Source organism: Phytohabitans sp. LZ39, from assembly GCF_059359075.1.
On record NZ_JCADBM010000020.1, the window covers coordinates 61,974 to 80,450 of the forward strand.

The 18,477-nt window shown below is 74.0% G+C and carries 16 protein-coding genes and 1 pseudogene; 6 read left to right on the forward strand and 11 right to left on the reverse strand.

What is annotated here, in order from left to right; all coding sequences use genetic code 11:
- Positions 1-60: 60 nt before the first annotated feature.
- The 4 genes from AC5L36_RS32135 to AC5L36_RS32150 all read right to left on the reverse strand — a co-directional run bounded on the left by AC5L36_RS32135 (position 61) and on the right by AC5L36_RS32150 (position 3,734).
- Positions 61-2,043 (reverse strand): sensor histidine kinase, encoded by a 1,983-nt coding sequence (locus AC5L36_RS32135; RefSeq protein WP_441222521.1) that lies wholly within the window; start codon positions 2,041-2,043, stop codon positions 61-63.
- Positions 2,044-2,100: 57 nt separating this feature from the next.
- The gene (locus AC5L36_RS32140; RefSeq protein WP_441222522.1) at positions 2,101-2,580 is read right to left on the reverse strand and encodes a hypothetical protein; all 480 of its coding nucleotides are present in this window, start codon (positions 2,578-2,580) and stop codon (positions 2,101-2,103) included.
- A 180-nt stretch (positions 2,581-2,760) separates the two neighbouring features.
- Positions 2,761-3,069, reverse strand: a complete 309-nt coding sequence (locus AC5L36_RS32145; RefSeq protein ID WP_441222523.1) for an AzlD domain-containing protein — start codon at positions 3,067-3,069, stop codon at positions 2,761-2,763.
- Positions 3,063-3,734: an AzlC family ABC transporter permease gene (locus AC5L36_RS32150; RefSeq protein ID WP_441222524.1), complete on the reverse strand. Its 672-nt coding sequence runs from the start codon at positions 3,732-3,734 to the stop codon at positions 3,063-3,065. The genes AC5L36_RS32145 and AC5L36_RS32150 overlap by 7 nt, the downstream gene beginning before the upstream one ends.
- Before the next feature lie 55 nt (positions 3,735-3,789).
- Here AC5L36_RS32150 and AC5L36_RS32155 point away from each other — a divergent pair, with 55 nt between their 5' ends.
- Positions 3,790-4,350 carry a helix-turn-helix domain-containing protein gene (locus AC5L36_RS32155; protein ID WP_441222525.1) on the forward strand — a complete coding sequence of 187 codons (561 nt, stop codon included), beginning with the start codon at positions 3,790-3,792 and terminating at the stop codon, positions 4,348-4,350.
- Positions 4,351-4,376: 26 nt separating this feature from the next.
- On the opposite strand, the gene AC5L36_RS32160 is transcribed toward AC5L36_RS32155, so the two are convergent.
- The 4 genes from AC5L36_RS32160 to AC5L36_RS32175 form a co-directional block, all read right to left on the reverse strand.
- Positions 4,377-5,321 carry an ABC transporter ATP-binding protein gene (locus tag AC5L36_RS32160; RefSeq protein WP_441222526.1) on the reverse strand — a complete coding sequence of 315 codons (945 nt, stop codon included), beginning with the start codon at positions 5,319-5,321 and terminating at the stop codon, positions 4,377-4,379.
- Complete coding sequence (locus tag AC5L36_RS32165) at positions 5,318-6,118, reverse strand: ABC transporter permease (protein WP_441222527.1); 801 nt, start codon at positions 6,116-6,118, stop codon at positions 5,318-5,320. Before AC5L36_RS32165 ends, AC5L36_RS32160 begins: the two co-directional genes overlap by 4 nt.
- Positions 6,111-6,968 carry an ABC transporter permease gene (locus AC5L36_RS32170; RefSeq protein WP_441222646.1) on the reverse strand — a complete coding sequence of 286 codons (858 nt, stop codon included), beginning with the start codon at positions 6,966-6,968 and terminating at the stop codon, positions 6,111-6,113. Before AC5L36_RS32170 ends, AC5L36_RS32165 begins: the two co-directional genes overlap by 8 nt.
- Positions 6,969-7,441: 473 nt before the next feature.
- A complete protein-coding gene (locus tag AC5L36_RS32175; RefSeq protein WP_441222528.1) occupies positions 7,442-8,767 on the reverse strand; it encodes a hypothetical protein in 1,326 nt (441 codons plus the stop codon).
- Between the two features lie 186 nt (positions 8,768-8,953).
- Here AC5L36_RS32175 and AC5L36_RS32180 point away from each other — a divergent pair, with 186 nt between their 5' ends.
- Together AC5L36_RS32180 and AC5L36_RS32185 are read left to right on the forward strand one after the other, a co-directional pair.
- Positions 8,954-11,368 (forward strand): WG repeat-containing protein, encoded by a 2,415-nt coding sequence (locus tag AC5L36_RS32180; protein WP_441222529.1) that lies wholly within the window; start codon positions 8,954-8,956, stop codon positions 11,366-11,368.
- 348 nt (positions 11,369-11,716) lie between these two features.
- Entirely contained in the window at positions 11,717-12,715 is a 999-nt protein-coding gene (locus AC5L36_RS32185) for an aldo/keto reductase family protein (protein WP_441222530.1), read from the forward strand.
- 35 nt (positions 12,716-12,750) lie between these two features.
- On the opposite strand, the gene AC5L36_RS32190 is transcribed toward AC5L36_RS32185, so the two are convergent.
- Both AC5L36_RS32190 and AC5L36_RS32195 read right to left on the reverse strand, forming a co-directional pair.
- Positions 12,751-13,539: a site-2 protease family protein gene (locus AC5L36_RS32190; protein WP_441222531.1), complete on the reverse strand. Its 789-nt coding sequence runs from the start codon at positions 13,537-13,539 to the stop codon at positions 12,751-12,753.
- Positions 13,536-13,736: a hypothetical protein gene (locus tag AC5L36_RS32195; protein ID WP_308713150.1), complete on the reverse strand. Its 201-nt coding sequence runs from the start codon at positions 13,734-13,736 to the stop codon at positions 13,536-13,538. The genes AC5L36_RS32190 and AC5L36_RS32195 overlap by 4 nt, the downstream gene beginning before the upstream one ends.
- 84 nt (positions 13,737-13,820) lie before the next feature.
- Between AC5L36_RS32195 and AC5L36_RS32200 the strand changes: the two are divergent.
- The 3 genes and pseudogenes from AC5L36_RS32200 to AC5L36_RS32210 all read left to right on the forward strand — a co-directional run.
- A pseudogene (locus AC5L36_RS32200) lies at positions 13,821-15,524 on the forward strand (bifunctional adenosylcobinamide kinase/adenosylcobinamide-phosphate guanylyltransferase); the annotation flags it as partial.
- 8 nt (positions 15,525-15,532) lie between these two features.
- A complete protein-coding gene (locus tag AC5L36_RS32205; RefSeq protein ID WP_441222647.1) occupies positions 15,533-16,297 on the forward strand; it encodes an adenosylcobinamide-GDP ribazoletransferase in 765 nt (254 codons plus the stop codon).
- Between the two features lie 49 nt (positions 16,298-16,346).
- Positions 16,347-17,282, forward strand: a complete 936-nt coding sequence (locus AC5L36_RS32210) for a hypothetical protein (protein ID WP_441222532.1) — start codon at positions 16,347-16,349, stop codon at positions 17,280-17,282.
- Here AC5L36_RS32210 and gcvT read toward each other — a convergent pair.
- Complete coding sequence (gcvT, locus tag AC5L36_RS32215) at positions 17,279-18,370, reverse strand: glycine cleavage system aminomethyltransferase GcvT (RefSeq protein WP_441222533.1); 1,092 nt, start codon at positions 18,368-18,370, stop codon at positions 17,279-17,281. The two genes, AC5L36_RS32210 and gcvT, sit on opposite strands and share 4 nt — an antisense overlap.
- Positions 18,371-18,477: the final 107 nt, after the last annotated feature.

Below are 18,477 nucleotides of genomic sequence, written 5' to 3' on the forward strand. Positions count from 1 at the left end.
CGTCAAGGGCGGCAATTGGCCGCCCGCATGTTAACGCCGGGAAAGCCGGAATGCGTACCCTCAAAGGGACGAATCACCAGGCTTTCGGGCGAGACGCCCCAACGGGATCGGCAGCTGCACGCGCACGGCCGTGCCACGCGGCTCGCCCGGCCGGACCACACATTCGCCGCCCAGCTCGGCCGCGCGCTCCCGCATGGACTCCAGGCCGACGCCGAAGTGGCCGTTGCCGGCGGACACGATCCCGACACCGTCGTCGACGACGTCGATGCTCAGCGCGCGGTCGGCGTCGACGGTGATGCGGCAGCTCTCCGCCCTGGCGTGCTTGGCCACATTGGTCAGTGCCTCGCTGACGATGCGGTACGCCGCCACCTCGATCGCCGCAGGCAGCCCGTCGAGATGCGTGGCCACGTGCAGGTCGATGGTGAGCGAAGGGCTGTGGAAGCGCTGGCACTGCGCGCGCAGCGCGGCCTCCAGCCCGCGGTCGAGCTCGGCCGGCCGGTGCAGGTGGTCGAGCAGCTGGCGCACCTCGGACCGGCACATCTGGAGGTCGGAGGTCATGTCTTCGAGGATGCGGCGCACCCGCTCCGGCTCGCCCGCCGCCTTGCGGGCCGCCCGCATCTGCATGCCGATGCCGGTGAGCGCGGGGCCCACGCCGTCGTGCAGGTCGCGGCGCAGCCGCTTGCGCTCCTCCTCACGGGCGGTGATGAGCCGCTCGCGGGAGTCCTGGAGGTCGCGGATGAGCCGGGTCGCCTCGGTCACCGCCGCGAAGTACTGCGCCACGTCGCCGAGCAGCCGCCGCTCCCGCTGGGTGAACCGGTCGCCCACACGCCGGGTCGCCACGAGCAGCTGGCCGAGCGGCTCGCCGCGCGCCACCATGTCGAACTCTTCCAGCCGCGTGCCGGTGCGGCCGTGCTCGGCCACCAGCCGCGGTCCGTCCGGAGTAGACACCCGCACCGCCACGTACGGCACGCGGAGTGAACCGGCGATCGCGCTGGTCAGTAGCGGCAGCATCGCGTCCGGGTCGGTGGTCGTGCCGTGCAGGTCGCCGAGGTTGACGATCACCTGGTACGGGTCGTCGCGCTCGCCGTAGAGCAGGCGGTCGACGACGCGCTGCACCCGGCGGCGTACCGGCTCGAAGGCCACCGCGATCATGCCGGTGGCGACCAGCGAGGCGTTCGAGGTGCTCCCGCGCATCACCAGGTCGCGCAGGATCGCGACGATCGCCACGAACCCGCCGATCAGCAGGAGCGTCATCAGCAGCCACACGACCGAGCGGTTGATCACGCGGTCGAGGTCGTACAGCCGGAACTTCAGCACCGCGACGGTCATCGCGAGCGGCACCACGGCCGCGGTGAGCGCCCAGGCCCCGGCCAGGCCGAAGCCCTCCAGCACGAGCCCGACCGGGAAGAGCACCACGGCCGGCAGGAGGCAGGCCAGCTGCTGGCGGGTCTCGCCGGTGGCGCGGCGCCACCGCGACACGAGCGAGGCCACCACCGCGACGAGGCCGGCGCCGATGGCCAGGACGGCGACCTTGGCGGTGGCGTCGAGCGCCTTGCCCAGGCTGTCCAGCGGGACATCCGGCGTGGTGACGAGGTCGCGCGGGTGGTCGAGCGCGGCGACCGCGAGTGCCACCGCCGCGACGGCCGCGGCACCCGCGATCCCGATCGCCACGGCCCGCCACCGCGGCGAGGGCAGGTGCCCGTCCGGGAAGTACAGCAAGGAGAGCACGACGAGCCCCAGCGGCGGCACGCCCGACCACTGGGTGAACCACGCGAGCGGCACCCACCCGGCCCAGCTCGCCGCCAGGAGCGACGCGCACGCGAACGCTCCGGCGGCGAACATCAGCCGGCCCACCGCGTGCCTCGGCGCACCGGCGAGCACGAACGCGCCGAGCGGCGCGAACACCGCCGCGATGCCCACGGTCAGCAGGACCGACCGCAGCGGTATCGCCCGGTCGTCGACCAACTGTCCAATGAGTACGAGAAGTACGACCGCGACCCCAGCGGCAGCAGCGGCCCACCGCGGCTTTCGCAGCGCACTCATCACGCCTCCTACACTTCCGTTCCGCCCGCTCCGTCCGCTCCGTCGGCGAAGGCGCGGTCAGTGGGCCCAGAAGTTGTGCCACCAGCCGCCGTCGTGCCGCGGCTGGATGGGTCCGGCGTTAGCGTACGAGTGCGAGAAGATCGGTTCGAGTAGCACGTAGCAGTCGGGCAGGCTCCGCCCCTCGAGGACCGCGAGATGGCTGAGCGCCTCGTCGCGCGTCACCTTCGGCTCGTGGCGGGCGATCCGGCTGTCGACGCTGCTGGCCAGGTTGGCCCGGGTGGTGTAGAGCCGCTGCTGCACACCGGTCGCGTTCGGCGCGGAGCCGGAGTCCTTCAGGCCGGTCAGCGCCCCCGTGTCGCTGAGCACCGGCACGAGCTTGCGCCCCTGCACGTCGAAGAACTCGATCCCCTTGAGCTGGTCGGGCTTGACCTCCCGGGTCTCCACGAGGCTCTGCACATCCCGGTAGACGTGCACCATCGCGTTGTTGGTGGCGACCACGAAGAGTGGACCGCCGGATGCCTGCTTCGGTGCGTTCATGATGCGCTCCTCCCGTTCGGTGAGAACCGTCCAGAGGAGACTGAGTCCCGCGCCGTCCTACGCGCCCCCGACAAACGTCCCGCGACTTGCGGGACGCCCCTTTTCCGTGTTGATCAGGGACTTGGTGGGCGTGTCCTACGGCGCGTCGCGACACCAAGTCCCTGATCAACTTGCGCGGGGTTAGGGGACACCGGCCAGGCGGAGCAGCGCGGCCGTTGCCGCCGCCGCCACCACGACCACGACGAAGGGGGCCTTGAGCCAGGCCAGCAGCGCGCCCACCGCCACGCCCAACGGGCGCGCGACGCCGGCGAAGCCGCCGGACTCGGTGAGTGCCGCCGTGCCGGCGAGTGCGGCCAGCAGTGCCGCGGCCGCGAGTGGGAGCATCCGCCGAAGCGGCGCGGGCAGGTCGAGCCGGTCGTGCAGCACCACGCCGGCGACGCGGAAGCCGTAGGTGCCGACGGCCAGCGCCACGATCACCGCGATCAGCATGCGGGTTTCCTTCGCATCAGCAGCAGGCCGCTCAGGGCGAGCAGCACGGGCAGCCCGGCCGGCAGCAGGGGCGTCATCGCGACCGCGACGAGCGCGCCGGCCAGCGCGACGTTTCGGGTCTCCCGGTCGCGCAGCGACGGCAGCAGCAGCGCGATCAGGCCGGCCGGGAACGCCGCGTCGAGCCCCAGCGCGTCCGTGTCGCCGACCGCCTCGCCCAGCAGCACGCCGAGCACGCCGCCGACGTTCCAGCTCACGAAGAGGGTGGCGCCGGTCAGCCAGTACGCCCGGCGCCGCGCGCCCGGGTCGGCCTGCGCCATCGTGAACGCCACCGACTCGTCGATCAGGATGTGGCTGCCGATCAGCCGGCGGCGCCAGCCGGTGCCGACCGCGTCCGCCACGGCCAGGCCGAAGGGAAGGTGGCGGGCGTTCAGCAGCAGACCGGCGAAGACGGCCGCGAACGGGTTGCCGGCCGCGATGAGGCCGACCGCCATGAACTGGGAGCCGCCGGCGAAGACCACGACCGACATGGTGATGACCGCCCAGGCCGGCAGCCCGGCGGCGATCGCGATCGCACCGAACGACATGCCGACCGCGAACACGGCCAGCCCGATCGCGCCGACATCCCGAGCCAGGGAGCTGTCTGCTGTTCGTTCTGCCGTACGCATAGTACAAAATAGTGAACACACGAACCCGTGTTCGTCAAGTCGAACGGATCGGATGATGGACCGAACAGCGCCCCCGCTCGCCACGATCGCCGCCGCGCTACGCCGCGAACGGGAGAAAGCCGGCATCTCGCTTACCGAGCTGGCCCGCCGCGCCGGGATCGCCAAGTCGACGCTCTCCCAGCTCGAAGCGGGCTCGGGTAACCCCAGCGTGGAGACGCTCTGGTCGCTCGGGGTGGCTCTCGGGGTGCCGTTCAGCCGGCTCGTCGAGCCGCCCACCCCGGCGGTGCGGGTGATCCGCGCCGGCGAGGCGCCCGGCGTCCGGTCCGAGCAGGCCGACTTCACCGGCATCCTGCTCTCGGTCGGCTCGCGCCACGCGCGGCGGGACATCTACCTGGTGGAGCTCGACCCGGGCGCGCTGCGCAAGGCGGAGGCGCACATCCCGGGCAGCGTGGAGCACATGATCGTGGCCCGCGGCCGGGTGCGCACCGGCCCGGCCGCCGAGCCGGTCGAGCTGCGTCCCGGCGACTACGCCGCCTTCCCGGGTGACGTCGAGCACGTGTACGAGGCGCTGGAGCCCGACACGCTCGTCGTGCTCGTCATGGAGCACCCGGACTGAGCGCCCCGTGGTCAGAGGACCTTTGATCACGGGGCGCTGAGGTACAGCTTCGTGACGACCTCTTCGATGTCCGGCTCGACGATCGTGAAGTCGCGGAGGGTGGGCAGGCCGGCCAGGCGGGCGATCACCGGCGCGACCGGACCGTCCACTGTGAACACCAAGCGCCGCCCGTCGGCCTCCACCGCCGCATCCTCCGGCGGCTGGCCGACCGGCTCGTCAAGGTCGACCACGATCCGGCGGCGCGAGCCGTAGCGGGCGTGCAGCGCCTCGATGCTCCCGTCGTGCACCACGCGGCCGTGGTCGATCACGACGAGCCGCCGGCAGAGCCGCTCGATGTCCGCGAGGTCGTGCGTGGTGAGCACCAGCGTGACGTCGCCACCCGCGCCCAGGTCGGCCAGGAACGAACGCACCGCCTGCTTGCTCACCACGTCGAGCCCGATCGTCGGCTCGTCCAGGAAGAGCACCTCCGGACCGTGCAGCAGCGCGGCGGTGAGCTCGCCGCGCATCCGCTGTCCCAGTGACAGCTGGCGCACCGGCGTGTCGACGAACTCGTCGAGGTCGAGCAGCCCGCGGCAGCGGCGCAGCCGGGCGGCGTGCTCGGCGGCGGGTACCCGGAAGATGTGGCGCAGCAGGTCGAACGAGTCGCGCAGCGGCAGGTCCCACCACAGCTGCGAGCGCTGGCCGAAGACCACGCCGATCCGCCGCGCCAGCCGGGTGCGCTGCGGCACCGGGACCAGCCCGCACACCCGCGCCTCCCCCGCCGAGGGCATCAGGATGCCGGTCAACATCTTGAGGGTGGTCGACTTGCCGGCGCCGTTGGGCCCGATGTAGCCGAGCATCTCGCCCCGCTCGACCCGCAGATCCACCCCGTCGACGGCGGCGACCACCCGTTTCTCCCGGCGCAGCCGCCCGGCCTTGACCCTTACCGTGAACTCCTTGCGCAGCCCGCGCGCCTCGATGACGACCGTCATGACCCCGTACTCCGGTAGTGCCTGATGCCGAACCGCCACACGGCGGCGGCCGCGAGCGCCGCGACCACGGCGACCGATGGCGCCGCGTATCCCACCCAGCCCGGCAGGCCCAGCGGGTCGGGCCGGCCGAGGAGCGCCAGCGCCGGGTAGTAGGAGACGAAGGCGAAGCCCATGCCGTACGCCAGGATGCGCCGAAACCATCCACTGTAGACAGTGATCGGGTACGACGTGAAGTCGCGCCCGCCGTAGGTGAACGCGTTGCCGATCTCTCCCGTGTCGATCCACCAGAACGCGACCGCCGCGCTCACCACGAAGATCGCGGCGAAGAACACCACGCCGGCCAGCGGGGCGACCACCACGAGCGCCACCCGTGCGGGCGTCCAGTCGATGCCGGCCATGGACGCGGCGACGGCGAGCACCCCCGTGCCGAAGACGGACCGTGAGATCTTGCGCAGCGGCAGGTCCATGAGCAGCAACTGGGGCAGCGCGCCGAGCGGGCGCACGAGCACCGCGTCGAGCATCCCGGTGCGCACGTAGAACTTGATCCGCTCGATGTTGCCCACCACGAGGTCGGCGGTGGCGAACGCGCACGACGACAACCCCACCACCAGCAGCGCCTCGCGGAGCGTGAAGCCGCCGACGGTACGGCTCACCCGGAAAAGCACCAGGACGGTCACCACGTCCATCACCGTCGCGAAGACGTTCGTGCTCAGCTCCAGCACGAACGAGGCGCGGTACGACGCGAGCGAACGGGCCTGGCCGCGCAGCAGCGCCGTGTACGGCCGCAGGTCAACCACCCTGGATCACCAGCTTCCGCTCGGCCAGCCGCTGCACGCGGCCGCACCCGGCCAGCAGCAGCACCACCCACACCGCCTGGAGCGCCACGAGACCGGCCTGCGTCGCCGGCGGGTCCCGTTCCACGAGGACGTCCAGCGGCGTCTGTAGCAGGCTCGGGAACGGCGTGCCCACCCACAGCGCCACGGCGAGCCAGTCCGGCAGGAAGCGCAGCGGGAAGTACAGCCCGGCCAGCACGCCCGAGCCGAGCGTCCAGGCGATCATCGGCCCGCGCACGTCGTGCAGCCAGTACGCGGAGGCGTTGATCAGGTAGCGGCAGCCGAAGCAGGCCACCACGGCGAGGAACGTGGAGACGGCGAAGAGCGGCCCGGTGATCCACCGCCCGGGCAGGTACATGTCGAAGAAGATCAGCCCGGTCACCACCGGCGGGAAGAGGCGGGTGAGCACGGCGTGGCCGGCCCGCCCAAGGTCCGCCGCCAGGTAGCTGAGCACCGGGTCGACCGGCCGCAGCAGGTCGCTGGCCACGTCACCGGTGCGGATGCGGTCGGCCAGCTCGGTCCAGCCCCAGAGGAGGATCACGGCCAGCAGGCCCTGCCCGGCCCAGACGAAGGTGGCCAGCTGCGCCCGGTCGTACCCGCCGGCCAAGCCCTGTGCGGTGGCGTCCGCGACGGCTAGCAGCACGTAGCAGCGGAGGAAGCCGAAGACCGTGTTCGTGAACGCGCCGGCGAGCGTGGCCATGCGGTAGGTCGAGTACCGCCGGAAGCCCGATCCGGTTATGGCGGCAAATGTCCGAAAGGACACGACAACGTTTTGATGTACCCACCGGGCGCCAGTGGCGTTGACCGAATCCACGCCGATACCCTCTTTCACGACCGCACAGCACCCGAGCCGGGAGACTCTACCGAGTACGTGCGGGGGCACAGCGATACATTTTCCGACGAGGTGAGATCGGCCGTGAGCGAAGCCACGACGGGCTCGCGGCCGAGCATGACCACCAAACCGGGCTTTCACCTCCCTCGGGAGGTGACGTGAGCGAGGATTTCATCGGATACCGGCGCGGCCCGGACGAGCCCTCGTGGGTCAACGAGCAGACCGACGAGTGGGAGGCTCTCCACCCCAGCCTGCGCTACCCCGGTGACACAGGTCGCGACCAGTTGCCGGAAGACACCGACGACCTGGCTCCGCGCCGCCGCTCGAGCACCGGTAGCCGCGGGTCCGCCTCGGTGCCGCCCGTGTCCGGCGCCGGCGTGTACCCGGCGAGCGCCCGCCCCGCCGACCAGCCCGTGGCCAAGCCGATCTCGGCCGAGGATCGCGGCCTGCCCGTGTCACCGCCCAGCGGCGGCGGCAGCGGCATCCGGTGGACCCCCACGCCCGCCCCGGGCCGCCGCCCCGCCGCCGCCCGCGGTCGCGGCGAGCCCACCGGCCCCGGCAAGGACCCGCGCGGCGACCGCGGCCCGGCGGCACCCGGAGACCCCCGCGACCCGCAGCGCGGCCGCGGCGGCCAGGACGAGCGCCGGGCCGACCCGGCAGCCGCCCGCGGCGCGCCCGAGCAGGACCCGCGATATGGCCCCGGCCGCCGCGACGACCGCTATCCCGGATCCGTCCCCCGCGGCGACGAGGGATGGGGCACGCCCGGCCGCACCCCCGGCGACCCCCTGGACGAACGCTGGCCCGCCGACGCCCGCGGCGGCCCAGCCGGCCGCGATGGCTGGGCCGCCGAGGAAGGCTGGGGCGGCCAGGACACCCGCCCGGTCTCCCCCGCCCGCGAAGGCCGCGGCGCCCCAGGCCGCGGCAGCGCGCCCGTCCCCGGCGGCCACGCCGCGGGCCCCGGAGCAGGCGGCGGCCGCGGAGCAGCACCAGGCCCCGGTGGCCGCGGGAGCGCGCCAGGCCCAGGCAGCCACGGCGGTGGCCCAGGCCCAGGCGGACCCGGCGGCGGCGCCCCAGGTCCAGGCGGATACGGCGGCGCCCCAGGTCCAGGCGGTCACGGCGGCGGACCAGGTCCAGGCGGTCACGGCGGCGGACCGGGTGCGGGTGGTCCCGGCGCGGGTGGACGCGCCGCGCCCGGAGACCGGCGGCCAGCCATGCCACCCCCGGGCGAACGCTGGGGCGACGGCGCCCCGGTCCCCGGCGGACGCGGCCGCTCCGACGAACGCTGGGCCGACCCCGCGGCCGGACCAGGCGGACGCGGCACCCCCGACGAACGCTGGGCCGCTGACCGCCGGCGGCCGGCGGCGCACGAGGGCTGGGCCAACGAACCGACCGGCGGCCGACCGACCACCGGGCCGCGCGACGGCCGCCCCGGCTGGGAGGGCCGGCCTGGCGACGGACGCCCGGAGTGGGACGGCGGCCCAGCGGCCGGCCGCGCGGTGCCGCCCGGGCGCGCCCAGCCACCGGGCCCCGGCCGCGGGCAGCCGGGCACGTACGAGCAGCCCGGCGGATACGAGCAGCCTGCCGCGTATGGACAGCCTGGAGGGTTCGACCAGCCAGGCGGCTACGACCGACCCGCGGCGCACGGGCCCGCGACGGGCCGCGGGCAGGGGCGCGCCCAGCCGGCGGCGGGACGCGCGCAACCAGCCGCGGGCCGGGCCCAGCCTGGGCGCGGCCAGCCACCTGGCTACGGCCAGCCGCCACCCGGCCCGGGGCCAGGCCACGGCGGGGCACCCAGCCACGGCCAGGCACCGAGTCAGGGGCCAGGTCAGGGCCACGGCCAGGCACCGGTCCAGGGCCACGGCCAGGCGCCAGGCCAAGGGCCGGGTCAAGGCCACGGCCAGGGGCCGGGTCAGGGCCAGGTACGAGGCCAGGCTCCAGGTCAGGGCCAGGGACCAGCCGCGGGCCGGGTGCCGCCGGCCGCCGCGAGCGCGCAGGCGCCGCGGGTCGCGGAGCCGCCGCGGGCCGTGGAGCCACCCCCGCTCGTCGAGTCGGCCCGGCCGGCGGTGGCGCCGTTCCCGGAGCCGCCCAGTCCGCTGCGGTGGGTCCCGCCACCGGGTCCCGGAGACCAGCCGCCCGACCACCTCGAGCCACCACCCGACCACCGCGAGCCACCACCCGACCGCCGCCAGCCGGCCGGCGACCGTGACCTGCTGGCCGGTGATCGGGGTGGCCCACCGGCGGGCGAGCGCGAGCCGGTCGCCGGCCTTGGCGCCCTGCTCGACCGCGACCGGCCGCCGGCCGAAGGGGACCGGCCACCGGCCGACCGTGATTGGCAGCCGGCGCAGGGTGACCGGGTGCCGGCCGACGCCGAGCGGGCACCGGCCGCGAGTGGTCAGCCCGTGCGCGAGGAGGCGTCGGCCGAGGCCGGGTGGTTCACCAAGAGTTCCGCGACCCCCACGTCCCCGGCGCCGCCCGCGCCGCCGGAGCGCACCGGAAAGGTGTCGATGGATCGCTCCGAGGTCGTCACCGCGCCCCCGGTCTCGCCCGCCGGGCCGGTGTCGCCGGCACCCGTGTCCGCGATCCCGGTCTCGCCGAGCGCCGCGCTCGGCGACCCGGTGTCCGCTCCGCCCGGCACGGGTGCCTGGGCGGACGACGACCTGCCCCATGCCGGCGCACCAGCCCGGTTCGGCGGCGAAAACCCGGCGGACGCGACCGAGGCGCCGGCGACCGAGCCGCTCGCGACCGAGCCGCACGCGACCGAGCCGCACGCGACCGAGGCGCCGGACGCGGGAGGCGCCGGCGACCGCGGGCTGAGCGGCGACTCAAGAGCAGACGGCGACACCGACCCCGCCGACGGGCTGGACGGTGTCGACGAGCCCGTCGCGGAGGCCAGCCCGGACACGGTGCTGCCGGCGCCCGCCGGGCCCGCGGCCGGTGCGGCGACCGCGCTGCGGGCACCCACGATGCTCGCCCCGATCGTGCCGCGCGACGGTGCCGCGAAGCGCGACGGCGGCGGCGGGCCGGGCGTTGATGGACCGCCGCCGGCTGGCGAACAGGCCGACGACGCGGACTCGACGCCCGATCCGGAGCAGGTGCTCTCGTCGTACGAGTGGCGCTTCCACCACGAGACGCTGCGCGAGCTGGTCGAAAACCCGGAGGAGCTGCGGGAGATCCGCGACCGGCTGACCGAGAAGCTCGAGCCGGCCACCGACAACCGCGCGCGGGCCCGCCTGCTCAGCCTCCGGGCCGTGGTCTCCCGCATCCTGGGCGACCTGGGCAAGGCACTGGCCGATGGCAAGCTGGCGCTGGCGCACGCCGAGGCGACCGGCGAGCTGCGGCGGATCGCGATCGCGCAGGCGCGGCTGGCGCACGTGCTCCAGTGGCGCGGCGACTTCGCCGAGGCCGACCGGCTCTTCGAGGAGGCCAACTCCTCCGAGCTGCCCGACCGCCTGCGCGCCACCATGCACGAGCACGCCGGGCGCTCCAGCTACGACCAAGGCCGCTACATGGAGGCGTGCAACCACTTCGAGCGCGCGCTGGAGCTGCGCAAGGTCGAAGACCCCGACCTCATCGCGCGCACCGAGCTCGCCCTCGACGCGGTCTTCAACAAGGTGGCGGAAAACGGGTGGGGGCCCTACCCGCGTACCAAGGATGAGATCTTGCAAATCCACCGGCCGCCGGCCCCGGCGTTCAACGACCGGGTGCAGCGCTGGGGGTTCGCCAACGCGGAGGGCGAGTTCGTCGTGCCGCCGGAGTACGCGGACGTGCAACCGTTCCGTGACGAGGTGGCGTGGGTGCGCCGCCCCGAGGCGAAGACCTGGGAGCTGATCGACGAGCAGGGGCAGCAGCTGATCACCGCGTCGGCCGGCTACCTCGGGGTGGGCTCGTTCTCGGACGGGCTGGCCTGGGTGTCGCGCGACGGCAACGGCAACTGGATCGCCATCGACAAGAGCGGCCGCATCGTCATCCACGAGGGCTTCGACGACGTGCGCCCGTTCCGGCGCGGCATCGCGGCCGTCCGCAAGGGCGGCTGGGGCGCGGTCGACAAGACCGGCAAGGTGGTGCTGCCGACCCGCTTCTCCGGCTTCGCGACCGCGCTCACCGACGGCCGGTACGTCGACGGCTTCACCGACGAGGGCCTGGCCATTGTGGACGGTGGTGGCCGCAAGGGCGTGGTGGACAAGGCCGGCCGCCTCATCGTGCCGCCGGTACACCCGGCCGTGGTCATCCACCCGGTCGCGTTCCTCATCGGCGGCGGCAACGGCCAGTGGGGCGCGCTCGACCGCCGCGGCGAGCCGCTCATCGACCCCGTGCACCCCAGCCGCGGCGATGTGATGGACGAGATAGACCGACTCCTCGCGGACACCAAACCCGTCCTCTAGAAGATCTATTTCAAGAGATATTTCTGAGCTACCGCGATGTCCGTCGTGGTCCGGACCGTTGCTCCCGCGGCCTCACCCGTCCGCCGCTGGTCGCGGACGTTGTCGCCTCCGGGTAGCGGGAGCAGCCTGGGTAGATCGCAATGCCGGCACCCCGAGCCCGCCTCCTATGGGGAAGCAGAGCAAATGCGGTCTGCGCACACCCCCATCCGTTGGGGGTTTGGGTTGTGAAGCGCGGAGGGTGAGGCCGCGGGAGCAACGGTCTGGACCACGACGGACGTCGCGGTAGCCCAAATCTCCATGGAGGCCGTGGCAGGTGGGAGCCGGAGGCCGTCTGGATAGGGTTCAGGCATGGAGTTCCGTCACCTTGGCCGTTCCGGGATGCTCGTCAGCGAGATCTCGTACGGCAACTGGATCACCCACGGCTCCCAGGTCGAGGAGGAGGCCGCCCTCGCGTGCGTGCGGGCCGCCCTCGACGTGGGCATCACGACCTTCGACACCGCCGACGTGTACGCGGGGACCCGCGCCGAGGCGGTGCTCGGCCGCGCGCTCAAAGGTGAGCGCCGCGAGGGGCTGGAGATCTTCACGAAGGTCTACTGGCCGACCGGTCCCGGCCCGAACGACCGCAGCCTCTCCCGCAAGCACATCATGGAGTCGATCAACGGCTCGCTGCGCCGGCTACAGACCGACTACGTCGACCTCTACCAGGCCCACCGGTACGACGTGAGCACGCCGCTCGAGGAGACGATGGAGGCGTTCGCCGACATCGTGCACGCGGGCAAGGCGCACTACATCGGCGTCTCGGAGTGGAACGCGGAGCAGATCCGTGAGGCGCACGCGCTCGCCCGCGAGCTGAAGATCCACCTGGTGTCGAGCCAGCCGCAGTACTCGATCCTGTGGCGGGTCATCGAGGCCGAGGTGGTCCCCGCGTGCGAGGAGCTGGGCGTCGGCCAGATCGTGTGGTCGCCGATCGCGCAGGGCGTGCTCACCGGCAAGTACCTGCCGGGCCAGCCGCCGCCGGCCGGTTCGCGGGCCACGGACGAGAAGTCGGGGGCGGGCTTCATCGCGCGCTTCATGAGCGACGAGGTGCTCACCACGGTGCAGCGGCTCAAGCCGATCGCGGAAGGGGTCGGGCTCACGATGGCCCAGCTCGCGATCGCGTGGGTGCTGCAAAACCAGAACGTCTCCTCCGCGATCGTCGGCGCCACCCGCCCCGAGCAGGTGCACGACAACGCGAAGGCGGCCGGCGTGAAGCTCGACGCCGACGTGCTCAAGGCGATCGACGAGGTGGTCAACCCCGTCGTCGAGCGTGACCCGGGCAAGACCGCCCAGGTCGCCCGCCGCCCGTAAACGCGATACTGAGGGCGCCCTGCGGTGGGGCGCCCTCAGTCCCAGAAGCGGATCAGCGCGAACCCGTCGTCGCGCAGCCACTCGGGCAGGCCGAAGGCGGCGCCGACCGCGTTGACCCCGTCGAAGAACCAGCCGCCGAGCCGGTCGTTCCAGAGCAGGGCGAAGAGCAGGATGAAGCCGTAGGGCGCGAGGATGTCGTAGCCGCGCTTCCACTGCGGCGAGAGCCACGGCTGGATGATGTTGCCGCCGTCGAGGCCCGGCACCGGCAGCAGGTTGAGCACGCTGGCGGTGAGCTGGAGGAAGCAGAGCAGCGCGACCGCCGCCCAGAAGTCGTGGTGGGCCACCACGTCGACCCCCACCGCGAAGGGGATCACCAGCAGCAACGCGAAGATCACGTTGGTGGCCGGACCGGCGAAGCTGACCAGCGTGTGCCGCAGCCGCCCCGGGATCTCGTGCCGGTCGATCCACACCGCGCCGCCGGGCAGGCCGATGCCGCCGAGCAGCACGACCACCACCGGCAGCACGATCGAGAGCAGCGGGTGGCTGTACTTGAGCGGGTTGAGCGTCAGGTAGCCGCGGTGCGCGACGTTGCGGTCGCCGGCCGCGAACGCGACGACCGCGTGCGCGTACTCGTGCAGGCACAGCGAGACGAGCCAGCCGGAGACCACGAAGAGGAAGACGTCGAGGCGGACGTTGCCGAACTCGGCCCACGTCATCCAGCCGCTGGTGACGAAGAGCGCGACGATGCACAGGAACACCACGCTCGGCCGGAACGCCTCCCGCGGGATGCCACCCACCGTGCTGCCGCGCCGGGCGAAGCTCATTCCGCGCTCGGCAGCAGGCTCATCTTGTACTCGACCCGGTCGTCCTCGACCAGGACCACCGAGGTCACGCCGGCCGTGGCCAGCTCGCGCCACGTCTGGCCGATCCAGGACTCGGCGTCGGCCTGGCTGCCGAACTGCTCGGCCGGCCCGGCCACCGCCCGCCCGTCCGTGCCTTCGTACCGCCAGCTCCACGGCATTTCGTACTCCCCCTCCACAGGACGACCCCCGCCAGCCTAGTGCCCCACCCACGAGCTCCAGGCAGCCGATCTAAGGTACGGAGCATGTCCGTTGAGGGGTGGCGTACCGCACTGGTCCTGGGTGGCATCCGGTCCGGCAAGTCGGAGTTCGCCGAGTCGCTGGTGAGCAAGGCGCCCGTTGTCCGTTATGTGGCGACCGGTACGTCCAATGGCGACGACCCTGAGTGGGCCGCGCGCATCGAGGCACACCGGGAGCGGCGGCCGGGTTCGTGGGTCACCGAGGAGGTCGGCCCGGACCCCGCCCAGCTCGTCGAGCTGATCGCCGGCGCCGGGCCGGACGAGACGCTGCTCGTCGACGACCTCGGCGGCTGGGTGACCGCGCGGCTGCCCGAGGCCGGCCCGGCCGACGCGCTCGCCGACGCCGTGCGCGGCTGCCGCGCCCGGCTCGTCGTGGTCAGCCCCGAGGTGGGGCTCTCGCTCGTGCCGACCACCAAGGTGGGCCGGGCGTTCGCCGACGCGCTCGGCGAGGCCAACCGCGCGGTCGCCGAGGCGAGCGACGCGGTCGCGCTGGTCGTGGCCGGCCAGCCGAGCTGGCTCAAGCTCCAGGACGCCACCCAGCGCCCGGTCGCGCTGCCCGAGGTGATCGCGCCACCGCCGCCCGAGGCTCCGGTCGCGATGCCAGAGGTGATCGCGGCACCGCCGCCGGTAGAGGCCGCACCCGCCACCAACGGCGTCACGCCCACCGGCGGAGACGCGCTCACCGCGCCGACGATGTCGCTGCCGATGATCACCACCGGCCTGGTGATCCAGCCGGGCATGGATCTGCCGATGCCGGACGAGTACGCCGGGCCGCAGGCCACCGACCGGCTCGCCACGCTCGATGTCGCCGGCGCCGGGCTGGGTGAGCTGGCCGAGGTGGTGTCGTTCGCGGCGGGCACCCAGGGTGTCGCGGTGCCGGCACCGTGGGAGTCGGTGCGCGTACTCCTGCTCCAGGGTGACCACGACGGCGGCGCGGCGGCGGGCACGACGGCGGGTGAGTCCGCGCGGCGGGCCGACGCGGCGCGGAGCGGTGAGGGCGCGCTGGCGCGCCTCGCCGCGGACGCCGGCGCGAGCCTCCAGGTGGTGCCGGCGCCGGCCGCGGCGCCGATGGAGGCGGGTCCGGTGCTCGCCGCGGACGAGGTGGAGTCGGCGCTGCGCTACGGCTGGCGGCTCGCCGAGGAGGCCGTCGACTCGGGCGTCGACCTGATCGTGCTGGCCGCCTGCGGCACCGGCACCGAGGCCGCGGCGGCGGCAGTGCTCGCGGCCGGCGCCGGCGCGGAGCCGTCGACCGTGCTGAGCCGGGTGGTGCTGCCCGGCGGGCGGATCGACGACGCGGCGTGGATGACCCGCTGCGCGGCGGTACGCGACGCGATGCACCGCACCCGGGAGAGCCCGCGCGGCGCCAAGGACATCCTCGCCGAGCTCGCCGGCGGCGACATCGCGATCGCGACCGGCGTGCTGCTCGGCGCGACCGCCCGCCGCACGCCGGTGCTGCTCGACGGCCCGGTGGGCGTGGCGGCCGCGATCGTCAGCCGCGACCTGGCCGGCCAGGCGCGCCACTGGTGCCTGCTGCCCGACCACGGCCGCGACCCAGCGGTCAAGCTCGCCGCCGACGTCCTCGGGCTCACGCCGCTGTTCGACCTCCGCCTCGACCTCGGCGAGGGTGTGACGTCACTGGCCGCGCTCCCGCTGCTGCGCGCCGCGCTGAAGCTGGCCGCCGCGCTGTCCGTGCACCCCGAGCCCGAGGTGGCGGCCTCCTGACGGGATGGCTGGCGGGGGCGCGACTCGCCGCCACGACCTTCACGGTCCTCCCGCTCCGGCCGGGGCCCGTCGACCGCGCGGCGGCGGCGCGGGCGATGTCGCTGGCGGCCGCGGTGGGCGCGGCCCTCGGCGCGGTGCTGGCCGGCGTGCTCCTCGCCCTGGACGCGGCCGGCGCGCCACCACTCGTCGCCGGCGCGGTCACGGTGGCGCTCGGCGCGCTGCTCACCCGCGGCCTGCACCTGGACGGGCTGGCCGACACGGCGGACGCGCTCGGCTCGTACCGTTCGGGCGCGGCCGCGCTCGACATCATGAAGAAGCCGGACGTCGGGCCGTTCGGCGTGGCGGCTCTGGTGCTCGCGCTGCTCGTACAGGCCGCCGCGCTCGCCGCGCTCCCGGCCCGCCCGTGGACCGCCACGCTCGCCGCCGTCGTCACCGCCACCGCCGCCGGGCGCCTGGCCGCCACCTGGGCCTGCCGCCGCGGCGTGCCGGCCGCGCGGCCGGACGGGCTCGGCGCGCTCGTCGCCGGCACGGTCGGGCCGGTCGCGCTCGCGGTCGCCACGGCCGCCGTCGTGGCACTGGCGGTCGCGGCCGTGCCGGGCCGTCCGTGGCAGGGGCCGGCCGCCGCCGTCACGGCCATCGCCGTCGCACTTGTCCTCACCCGCCACGTGGTACACCGAGTGGGCGGTATCACCGGCGACGTCCTCGGCGCCGCGATCGAGGTGTCCACGACGCTCACTTTGCTCGGACTGGCGCTCGACTGACGTCGTGGGGGACGGACGGCGGGACCGGTAGCGGGTAACGTTCGTGGGCGTGGGAGAGCCCGACGACGCGCTGATCCTGCCCGTTCCCGAGGCGGTGTCGGCCACCTACCTGGTGCCCGTCGCGACCCCGCCCGAGGAGCCGGCGGTGCTGGCCGACATGGCCGCCCGCGCGGTCGACCGCGTGGTGTCCGGGCCGGCCCGCGACCTCGCCAAGCAGATGCTCGCCGGCCCGCTCATGACGATCGAGGCGCGCGAGGTCGACGACCTGCCGCCGCTCCCGCTCGACCTGCTGACCGCGTTCGGCGCGGACGCGCCGCAGGTGGGTCGGGTGGCCGGAGCCTCGCACGTGGTCACGGTCAGCGCCGGCTTCCGGCCCGGCTGGCCGCCGGCCCACGAGTGGAGCGCCCGCGCGGTCGCCGCCGCGCTCGCCGGGGTGCTCGACGCCGACCTGATCGACGCGTTCCAGACCCAGGTCCTGACCGTCGACACGGCGCTGCGCTCGCTGCCCGACGCCGAGGGCCGGGTGCGGCTCACCGACTGGATCCTCATCCCGTACTCGCCGGGAGACGTGCCCGGCGAGGGCATGTGGTTCACCACCAAAGGGCTGGGCCGCTTCGGCCTCCTGGAGCTACAGACGCACGACGTGCCGCCGCAGCTGACCCGCGGCTGGGGCGCGACGCTGACCGGCGTCGCGCGGCGCCTGCTGCGCACCTGGAGCGACGCGCTGGAGCCGCCCGGCGAGCCGGCGTTCCTGCCGTTTCCGGCCACGGTGACGGTGACCGGCCACGACATCGCGGTGGCCTACGGCGCGCCACCGGAAAAGGGCTCCGACCGCGCCGCCGAGCTGTCACTCACGCTCGACCCCAGTCCCAACCCGGACGCCGACTCGTTCCTGACCATCGCGCCGCCCGAGCACTACCAGGGCCTGCCGGGCACGTACTACACCCGCGTCTGCGCCACCCTCTTCGGCGACCCGGTCCGCTAGCCGCGCACCTGGGGTTTGACGAAGGGCGGCTTGACAACGCGCATCTTCGAGCGGCGGCCGCGCACGTCGACCTCGACCTCGGCGCCGTCGGTCAGACCGGCCGCGGTGTCGAGGAGCGCAAGCCCGATGCCCAGCTTGCGGGTCGGCGAGAACGTACCGCTGGTCACCTCGCCCACCTTGTCGTCGCCGACCAGCACCCGCATGTGTGCGCGCGGGATGCCGCGGTCGAGCGCCTCCAGCCCGCGCAGCGTGCGGCGGGGGCCGGCCGCCTTCTCGGCGAGCAGCGCCTCCCGTCCCCAGAACGCGGGCTTGTCCCAGCCCACCGCCCAGCCGACCCGGCCCTGCACCGGGGTGATGTCGGGGGTGAGGTCCTGGCCGTGCAACGCGTACCCCATCTCGGTACGCAGCGTGTCGCGAGCGCCGAGCCCGCAGGCACGCAGCTCGTCGGTGGCCGCGAAGAGCCGGTCCCACACCTCGACCGCCCGCGCCGCCGGGACCACCAGCTCGTACCCGTGCTCGCCGGTGTATCCCGTGCGGCACACCACCAGGTCGTCCACTGTCGCGAAGCTCATGTAGTCGTGGTCCGTGGGCAGCCCCAGCGCCGCGACCGCGTCGGTCGAGCCGGGGCCCTGCACGGCCAGCACCGCGTACCCCTCGTGCTCGTTGGTGACCGTGACCGACGGCGGCGCGGCCGCCTGGAGGCGGCGGACGACCTCGGCGGTGTTGGCCGCGTTCGGGATGAGGAAGACGTGGTCGTCGGCGTGCAGGTACGCGATGATGTCGTCGACCGTGCCACCGGTGGACTCGTCGCAGCAGAGCGTGTACTGCGCCCGGCCCGGCCCGATGCGCCCGAGGTCGTTGGTGAGGCACGAGTTGACGAAGTCGGCCGCGCCGGGGCCGGTCACCCGCGCCTTGCCCAGGTGCGACACGTCGAAGACGCCGACCGCCTCGCGCACCGCCGCGTGCTCGCGCAACACGCCACCGCCGGCGTACTCCAGCGGCATGTCCCACCCGCCGAACGCGGCGAACTTGGCCCCGAGCGCGGCGTGCCGTTCGTGCAGCGGCGAGCGCCGCAACTCTTCGCTCACGGCCGTCCTCGCTTCGCTGCGGGCGGCCGTGAGGCTCCCCACCGGCTGTGCCCGACGATTCCCTCGCTGCGCTCGGTCATGGGTGGCAACTTACCCAAGGTTCTACG